General features: G+C 69.7%; 4 protein-coding genes and 1 pseudogene. 2 read left to right on the plus strand and 3 right to left on the minus strand.

The annotated features are described in order from the left end of the window. The 3 genes and pseudogenes from AB0H43_RS38815 to AB0H43_RS38825 all read right to left on the minus strand — a co-directional run. A partial coding sequence (locus AB0H43_RS38815; RefSeq protein ID WP_360008657.1) for a peptidoglycan recognition family protein occupies nucleotides 1-1,128 on the minus strand: 1,128 nt, incomplete at its 3' end. A 34-nt stretch (nucleotides 1,129-1,162) separates the two neighbouring features. Further along, nucleotides 1,163-2,110, minus strand: coding sequence for a VCBS repeat-containing protein (locus AB0H43_RS38820; protein ID WP_360008665.1), 948 nt, complete (start codon nucleotides 2,108-2,110; stop codon nucleotides 1,163-1,165). 27 nt (nucleotides 2,111-2,137) lie between these two features. Further along, nucleotides 2,138-2,434 (minus strand): annotated as a pseudogene (locus tag AB0H43_RS38825) (VCBS repeat-containing protein); the annotation flags it as partial. A gap of 436 nt (nucleotides 2,435-2,870) precedes the next feature. On the opposite strand from AB0H43_RS38825, the gene AB0H43_RS38830 reads away from it, so the two are divergent. After that, the gene (locus AB0H43_RS38830) at nucleotides 2,871-6,083 is read left to right on the plus strand and encodes a DUF2961 domain-containing protein (RefSeq protein WP_360008660.1); all 3,213 of its coding nucleotides are present in this window, start codon (nucleotides 2,871-2,873) and stop codon (nucleotides 6,081-6,083) included. Nucleotides 6,084-6,118: 35 nt separating this feature from the next. Next, nucleotides 6,119-6,697: M23 family metallopeptidase (locus tag AB0H43_RS38835; protein ID WP_360008663.1), on the plus strand; the 579-nt coding region annotated here is incomplete at its 3' end.

A 6,697-nucleotide genomic window follows, 5' to 3' on the forward strand; every position in this document is an offset into this window, starting at 1 on the left:
GGTGAAATCCGTCGGCGAACCCGCCAGCAGCTTGCCGCCGGCGTTCACGAGCGACATGTAGTAGTCCCAGTTCCAGTAGGGGCCAGGGTCGGTGTGGTCGTTGCCCGGCATCTCGTTGTGGCCCTTGATCGCCGTGCGGTTCTTCGGCAGGCCCCACTTGTCGGCCAGGTAGCGGGTCAGCCCGGCCGAGGCCCGGTACATCGAGTCGGTGAACCAGCCCGGATCGTCGACGTACCCCTCGTGCTCGATGCCCAGCGAGTACGGGTTCGAGTTGCGTACGTGCCAGGCGGTGTCCTCTTCCCGGACCATCTGGGTGATGTCGCCGTCGCTGGAGCGCACGACGTAGTGCGCGCTGACTTGGGCGGCGGGATTCTGGAACCAGTTGATCGTTCCGGCGTAGGAGCCTTGCGTCACGTGGATCACGATGGTGGTGATCGCCGACGAGCGCCCGGCGGAGTAGTTGCCGGTGCTGGCCGGGACCCAGTGCGCGGGCGGGTACTGCGGCACAGCGGCGGCCAGTGCGGTCGCCTGCTGCGCCTGGCCGGTCGAGAGTCGTCCGGCCGGGGTCACGTCGGCGTACCGGCCGAGTTCGGGCTGCACCGCCCGGCCGGACACGGTCACGTCCCCGGCGGTGAATCCCTGCCGCAGCAGGTCGTAGACGTGGTCGGCGGCGACTCGCGCGGTGGCGTCGCTGTGCGTACCCGCGAAGGCGGCCACCGCTGGGTACCAGGCCGCGATCCGGTCGCGGTCACGGCGGCTCAGGCCTGCGTCATCCGCGTACGCCCGAAGCACCGCAGCCGCTCCGCGTACATTGGCGGCGACATCGGTCTTGAGCCGATCCTCGCCGATGCCGGTACGCGTAGCGGCCTTCGTCAGGCTCTGATTGTCCGGGTTGGCGGCCAGGTGCATGACGCCGTATCCGTTGTCCTGGCTGGGCCGGCCGGCGTGGTCGACCAGCCGGGTCTCGCTGTAGCCGACGGCGGCGAGCAGGTCGCGCGGCACGCCGTAGGCGTGCGCGGCACGGTCGAGGGCGGTCGCCAGGCCGGACGGTTGGCCTGCGGATGCCGCCGCGGGTGTGGCCGGCGCGAGCAGGAGCGTCACGCCGATCAGGGGGATGAGGCGTTTCACGGTTCCTCCTTCGAAGGCTGGGCTAGAGGCCGGGCTAGAGGGTGGTTTCGCCGGTGAGGCCGAAGAAGTCGTGCCATTTCGCCCCGCCCAGGAAGGCGGCGCCGGTCGACAGGCCGACGTAGACGTCGTTGGTGGAACCCTTGGTGAACACGAGGATGTCGTCCTTGCCGTCGCCGTCGGCGTCGGCGAGGTAGGGGAACTCGCCGGGCAGGCAGAAGAAGTCGTTCCACTTCACGGTGGTGCCGGCGAACGCCGAGCCGGTGGACAGCGCGGCGTAGACGTCGGCGTCGCCGTTGCAGGTGAACGTGACGATGTCGGCCTTGCCGTCGCCGTTCACGTCGCCGACGCGGGGCAGTTCGGCGCCGACTGCGAACAGGTCGTGCCACTTCTGGCCGGGCCCGAAGCCGGATCCGGTCGACAGCGAAACGTAGACGTCGGACGCGGCCGAGGAGCCCTGGGTGAAGGTGATCAGGTCGGCTTTGCCGTCGCCGTTGACGTCGGCTACCGCGGGGTACTCCCCGAACGGGGCGAACCAGTTGTGCCACTTCTGACCCGGTCCGAAGCGCGTGCCGTCGGACAGCGCCACGTAGACGTCGGCCTGGTCGTCGTGGGTGAAGGTGATGATGTCGGCCTTGCCGTCGCCGTTGACGTCGCCGACCGCGGCGATCTCGGCGTACGGGGCGAACCAGTCGTGCCACTTCTGGCCGCCGCCGAAGCTCGTTCCGGTCGACAGTCCTACGTAGACGTCGCCGAGGTCGCCGTGGGTGAACGTGACGGCGTCCGCCTTGCCGTCGCCGTTGACGTCGCCGGTCAACGCCGTCTCGCCACCGAGGGAGAAGTAGTCGTTCCACTTCACGCTGGTTCCGGCGTACGCGCCACCGGTGGAGCCGGCGACGTAGACGTCGGCCACCGAACCCTGGGTGAAGGTGACGATGTCGTCCTTGCCGTCGCCGGTGAAGTCGGTCGCCGACCCCGCCTGCATCTCGGCTGCCCGGCGGGCGGCGGCGAGCAGCCCTCGCGCGGTCGATTCGGACTGGTCGTACCGGTCGGGGAAGGCCGACCCCTGGACGCATTGGGCGACCTGGCCTGCCGTGTACCAGGAGTGATCGCGGTCGCAGACGATGGCGCGCTCGAAGAACCTCGTCGAGGCGTAGACCGGGTTCATGATCTGCTCCGGTGTGCCCCAGCCGTAGTCGTAGCGCTGCTGGAACACGCCGAGGGAGGTCTTGTCGCCGCAGGGCAGGTTGTTCATGTGCGACTCGACCCAGCCCGCCTCGAATCCGGCCAGCATGGCCTTGTCGCTGACGACCAGGTGGCGTCCGGTCCGGTAGACGATGACGGTGATGGCCGGGTCGGCGGTGGACGGGATCGACTGGCAGGCCGCGTACGCCGGTGCCGCGGCGACCCCGACGACAGCCGCCGTGGCGGGGAGGAGGGCGCAGAAGAGCGCGAGGAGACGACGCATGGCTGCTCCTGAGGAGAAGGAGGTGTTCCCGGCTGATCCGGGACAGGGGAGTGGCACCCGCGTGCGGCGCGGGTGGTCAGGGCGTCCAGCCGGCTCTGGCGGTGCGGGCCGGTCGGTGCGGCGGCGCTGACACGGATGGAAGTCGATGAATCTGGTGTGGGCGAAAATAGCAACCGCCGAAGCGGCCCGTCAAGGATTCACCGCGCTCCATTGACAGATGGCAAACTTTCACCGTACGGTGGCGGGCAATCGATTTCTTCTGCCTGGGGAGAGGTCCATGTTCGCTCGGACGGCCGGCCGGCTGGTGATGGCAATCGCTGTGTCCGTACCGGCGCAAGCAGTGACCCCACCGACCTGGGCCGGCCCCGCATCGGCGTCCCTCGACCAGACCGTCGCCGCGTCGCCGGAGAAGGGGCCGGTCGGCTGGGACACCTACCGGCGGCTCGACCGGCTGGCGCTGCTCACTCCGGGCGCTCAGACCAAGCAGTTCTCCAGTTTCGGCCGGGACGGCTCCAACGACGACGGGTTCTCCGGGGCCTCGTCCTGCCTGCGTACCTCCGACGGCTGCGTGATCGCCGAGGCGTCCGGACCGGGCGAGGTCGACTCGATCTGGTTCACCCGCGACGGCGGCGACGTCACGGCCACCGGCTGGATCAGGATCGACCTCGACGGAGTCACCGTCGTGCAGACCAGCCTGCAGAACCTCGTCGACGGCGGTCTCGGTGCCCCGTTCGTGTGGCCGCTCGTCAGCAACGCCGACCAGACCTCCGGCGGCGTCACCGTCAAGGTCCCGATGCCCTACCGCAGCACCATGCGGATCACCACGCAGAACAATCCGCTCTTCTACCACGTCACCTATCGCGAGTTCGCCGACGCCGGCGGCGTGACCACCTTCAACCCCTCCGACTCCGCGGCAGACGTCATCGCGGTCCTGCGCGCCGCCGGCACCCGAGACCCCAAGCCCGCCCAGCCCGGCGCGGCGACCGTCGCCACCTCGGTTTCCGTGCCGGCCAACGGTTCGGCCACGCTGGCCACCTTCTCCGGGCAACGGGCGATCTCGGCCGTGCGGCTGCGCATACCGGACAACCAGGCCGGCGCCACCGCACTGGCCGGACTCCGGCTGCGGATGACCTTCGACGGGCGTACCACGGTGGACAGCCCGGTCGGCGAGTTCTTCGGCTCCGGCCTCGGCGAACGGCCGGTCTCGGCGCTGATGTTCGCCATGGACGCCACACCCGGCGGCTGGTACTCCGCGTGGTGGCCGATGCCGTTTCTGACCAGTGCCACGGTGAGCCTGGTCAACACCACCTCGGCCACGGTGACCGGCGTCCAGGCCGAGATCACCTCGGCTCCGCACAGCCTCACCGGGTTCGGGCTGTTCACCACCCAATCCCGCGCAGGCGGCGTCACCGACGGCCGCGACTGGCTCTTCGCCGACCAGACGGGCCAAGGCCGGTTCGTCGGCGTGAGCCACACCGTGCACGGGCTCATCACCGGCGGCAACACCCGCAACTACCTCGAAGGCGACGAGCGGGTGCACGTCGACGGCTCACCCACTCCGCAACTACACGGCACGGGCACCGAGGACTTCTACGAATCCGGCTGGTACTTCAACCGGGGCGTCTACAGCGGCGTCTTCACCGGCAACACCGCTCATCTGACCGGCTCGGGCGGCTGCGCGTACGAGTGCGACGCCATGTATCGGCTCATGCTCGCCGACGCCGTCGCGTACCGCGCCGGACTGCGCTTCGGCATCGAACACGGTCCCGCCGACGACATGCCCGCCACCTACGGATCGACCGCCTTCCTCTACACCCGGCCCACGGTCGCGCTGCGCCGCTCGGTCACGGTCACCGCGGGCGGCACGACCGCGCTCACCTCGGTCTTCGAGGGCGACGACGACAGCGTCGCGGTCACCGATCAGGTCCGTGCGAGCACCGGCGCCGTCTCCTTGTCACTGCCCGTAGATTCCGGCAATCAAGGTGTACGCCTCCGGCGCGTCTCGGATCAGCGAAGCGCGTACCAGTCGGCCGCGGTGACGGTCGACGGAACCGCGGCCGGAGTGTGGACGCAGCCGCTGGGCAACCCGACGCAACGCTGGCTCGCCGACGAGTACGCCCTCCCGGCCGCGCTCACCGCGGGCAAGTCGACGATCACCGTGACCTTGACCCCGGTGCCCGCGTCTGCCTTGTGGACGGCCAGCCGCTACACGGCATTGTCGATCGTCGCCCCCTACACGGACACCACCGCACCCGCTGCGGTGAACGGCCTCACCGTGGGCGGTGGCCGGGTGCACGCGCTGTCACTGTCCTGGACGCCGGCCGACGACGACGCCGGAGTCACCCAGTACCGCGTTTACTCCTCGACCAACCCGACGGTGGCGATCACCTCGGCCAACCTGGTCGCGACGACGACCTCACCGGCGTTCCGGCACGGGCCGCTTCCGGCGTACCAGATGAGATTTTATCGAGTGGTCGCCGTGGACGGCGCGGGCAACGCGGGCCCGGCGTCGGCGACGATGAGCGCGGCCACGCGAGCCCGGAACGTGAGTGATGTCAACGGTGACCGCCGTGACGACGTCGTGGACTTCACCCGCGGCACCACGGCCGACGTGATGGTCTCGACCTCGAGCGGGGCGTCCTTCGGCGCGGGCGCCAAGTGGCACGACTACTTCGCGGCCGACCAGGAGATCCCGCTCACCGGCGACGTCGACGGCGACGGCCTGGCCGACATCGTCACCTTCACCCGCGGGACAGCCGCCGACGTCTATGTCGCCCTGTCGAGTGGGACCTCGTTCGGCCCCGGAACCAAGTGGCACGACTGGTTCGCGGTGGACCAGGAGATCCCGGCGATCGGCGACGTCAACGGCGACGGCCTGGCCGACATCATCACGTTCACCCGAGGCACGTCCGCCGACGTGTATGTCGCCCTGTCGAACGGGACGTCGTTCGGCCCCGGGATCAAATGGCACGACAACTTCGCCGTCGGCGCCGAGACTCCCCGCGTCGGCGACGTGAACGGCGACGGCCTCGACGACATCGTGACCTTCACCGGTGGCACCGCCGCCGACGCCTACGTGGCGCTGTCGGACGGTACGCGGTTCGTCCAGAACGGCTGGAAGTGGTCGGACCAGATCGCGCCGGACGACCAGCTGCCGACCCTGGCCGACGTGGACGGCGACGGCCGCGACGACGTGGTCGCCTTCACCCGTGGCACCACCGCCGACGTGGTCGTCTGGCGGTCCACGGGGTCGTCGTTCGGATCCGCGGTGCGCTGGCACGACACCTTCGCCTACGGAGCCGAACTGCCGGGGGCCGGTGACTTCGACGGCGACGGCCGCGCCGACGTCGTGACCTTCACCGGCGGCAGCGCGGCCGACGCCTTCGTGGCGCTGTCGGACGGTACGCGGTTCGTCCAGAACGGCTGGAAGTGGTCGGACCAGATCGCCCCCGGCACCGACCTGCCCCGCCCCACCGCCGTCCTCGGCTGAACCATCCTCGACCCCCACCCCCGAGAGGAACCGCCATGGCTCGACCCGGCAGGCTCGTCCTGCGTACGCTCCTCGTCGCCGTGCTCGCGGCAACCGGGCTCACCGCCGTCACCGCCGCCCCGGCGTACGCCGCACCGAACTTCAAAGCCCCGTTCCCGTGCGGCCAGACGTGGACCTACAGCCACCACGACGGGGAGGTCCGGCAGGCCCTCGACTTCGTACGCGCCGACGGCGGAGTCACCAACGGCACACCCGTGCTCGCCTCGGCCGCCGGTGTCGCCCATCGCTACTACCAGTCCGGTGGCGCCGGGAACTACATCGCCATCGATCACGGCGGCGGCTGGACGACCTACTACTTCCACCTCAGCGCGTACTCGGTGCCCGACGGCGCGTACGTGAACCAAGGGCAGGAGATCGGGCTTACCGGCTCCACCGGCAACTCGAGCGGCCCGCACATCCACTACGAGCAGCTGCTCAACGGCGTCGGGCAGATCATCGCGATCAACGGACAGTCGCTGGCCCCGTACCCCGGCTCTTACAGTCAGAAGTACCTGACCAGCGATAATTGCGGCGCGTCCGCCGTGGTTTCCGCGGGTTCGCCGACGGATTTCACG

It is taken from the genome of Hamadaea sp. NPDC050747 (assembly GCF_040654195.1).
GTDB lineage: Bacteria > Actinomycetota > Actinomycetes > Mycobacteriales > Micromonosporaceae > Hamadaea.

Bases quoted from the DNA above. Each gene is read 5' to 3' on its own strand.
- AB0H43_RS38820 (WP_360008665.1), bottom strand. From the start codon at position 2,110: ATGCAGGCGGGGTCGGCGACCGACTTCACCGGCGACGGCAAGGACGAC.
- AB0H43_RS38830 (WP_360008660.1), top strand. From the start codon at position 2,871: ATGTTCGCTCGGACGGCCGGCCGGCTGGTGATGGCAATCGCTGTGTCC.